Below are 2,085 nucleotides of genomic sequence, written 5' to 3'. Positions count from 1 at the left end.
CCCTACGATGCCGATCATGAACGAGGATTTCGACACGCGAGGAAACAAGGGTGCGGCCGGGGCGCCGGCCTGCCCGGAGTGCGGCGCGGCGCTGCGCATCGGCTCCGGCAGGATGGCGCGGTGAACTTCTTCCTCCGTCGTCAGCAGCCCCTCTCACCGCCTTCCCCTGGCGCGGACGCCCTGGAGCGTGTCCGGCTGCTGGTCGCTGGTGAGCGGGCCGCGGACGGAAGTGCGCTGGAGGAGTTGACCGCCGCGCTGCTGGAGGTCGGCTCGACCGGAAGCGCTGAAGACTCGTTCGAGGCGCTGCGCACGCTGACGGAGCGTCCGGTACTGCTGCTGCGCCTGGACGCTTTCATACGGCGGGAGTGGTGGCACCCGACGTGTCCCACCCCGCGGCCCGTCGAAGCCGACCCGGTCGCGCTCGCTCTCGCCGCCTCGCACGCCGACGGCCGCATCCGCGAGCGCGCGGTGCGCCGGATGCTGGACCAGCCGCACCCCGGGACGATGCCGTTCCTCGTGCTGCGCACCAGCGACTGGGTCCGCCAGGTTCGGGACGCGGCGAGCGCGGGCCTGGCCGTGCTGCTCCATGGCGACCCGCTGCTGGCCACCCCGGCGACCGTGCGCACGGCCCTGCTGATCAACCGGCGCCAACGCGGCGCATTCGCCCACGGCCAGTTGCTCGTGCCGTTGCTGACCGGGTCGACCACGGCCCTGACCGGAACGCTCCTCGCGGCCCCCGAGGCGCCGGTGCGCCGCTTCGCCCTGGACGCCGTCGCCCACCGCCTCGGGCTCCGCGACCTCGCGGCCCTCGCCGAGCGCGACTCCGACCGCCGGGTCAGGGCCCGGGCCGCGGAGGCCGCCGCCCGTCAGGCGGTGTGGACCGACCAGGCCGAGCTGCTGCGCCGGCTGGCCCGCAGCCGTCATGCCGAGGTGCGCGTCACCGCCCTCACGGGGCTGATGCGCACCGGCTCCCCGCAGAGCGTGGTGGCGTACCTCGACGACCCGTCCGCGCAGGTCCGGGCCTTGGCACGGGAGGCGGCGCGCCGCACCGGCACGGACCCGCTGACGCACTACCAGGCGGCCGTCCGGGCCGACGACCCGCAGGTCGGGGCGGTCGCGGGGCTCGCCGAGACCGGTGGCCGGGCCGACGTCCCCCTGCTCGACGCGCTCCTGGACAACCCGGCGCCCCAGGTCCGCGTCCACGCCCTGCGGGCCCTGCGGAGCCTCGACGTGGTGCCCGTGCCCCGGGGCACGGCGCTGCTGCAAGACGACTCCGCCGCGGTGGTCAAGGAGGCCGCCGCAGCCCTCGTCCCCAGCGCCACCCGGCTGCCCGCCGACCTGCTGTGGGACATGCTCACCGACCCGCAGCGGCCGGCCGTGCGGCGCGCGGGCTACCGGCTGTTGAGCCGGCGCGACCGCCTCACCGCACTGCGCGCCGCCGTCCTCGCGAGCGGTGATACCCACCCCCGGCTCGCCGCCCAGGGCAGGACCGACGCCACCACACGGATCCGCGAACTCACCCCGCACCCCTGGCTCACCCGCCCGGTCCCGACCCTCGACGCCGACCCCGCACAGGCCGCCGAACTGCTCACCCTGGCGGAGGAACGCCGCACCGTCCTCACTGAGGACGTGATCCAGTTGCTGCGCGACGCGCTTCGTCCGGTGCCCGGCAGCCGGTAGCCAGGTCGCAGGCAGGCGCACCTCGCGCGGCCCGCTCGTGTTCGGCGTGTGGTTTTCACCGGGTTCGGCGCAGGCGTTCACTCCTGGCCGTCGGCCACCATCAAGGTCTCTGCTGGAGACCTTGATGGCCGCTCTGGGCCGCCATCAAGGTGACGCTGTGTGTCTGTACAGCTGTCGCGCTGTCGCGCCTGGTGGGGGCTGTGTACAGGGGCGGGGCCGGGGTGTGCGCCGGACGCGACAGCGCGACGGCCACCCCGGCCGGGCACTCAGCGTGACTGGGCGCGCTCCCGGGCGGCAAGCCACGCCTCCAGCGCCTCGACGGTGGCGGGACGGTGGTCTTCTTTCGATGGAGCCATTGGAGTTGAATGTCGGTCAGTTCTGCAAGGAGCACCACCGAGGGATAGG

General features: G+C 74.5%; 1 protein-coding gene. It reads left to right on the top strand.

Annotated features, from left to right (window positions below; genetic code table 11):
• Positions 1–120: 120 nt before the first annotated feature.
• Positions 121–1,680 (top strand): HEAT repeat domain-containing protein, encoded by a 1,560-nt coding sequence (locus tag ACFV6I_RS39355; protein ID WP_380431073.1) that lies wholly within the window; start codon positions 121–123, stop codon positions 1,678–1,680.
• The last annotated feature ends 405 nt before the right edge of the window (positions 1,681–2,085 follow it).

The organism is Kitasatospora sp. NPDC059803 (genome assembly GCF_042732255.1).
GTDB lineage: Bacteria > Actinomycetota > Actinomycetes > Streptomycetales > Streptomycetaceae > Kitasatospora.
Note: the sequence above shows the minus strand (reverse complement) of the source record. Positions and strands in the feature narration are given on the sequence as shown.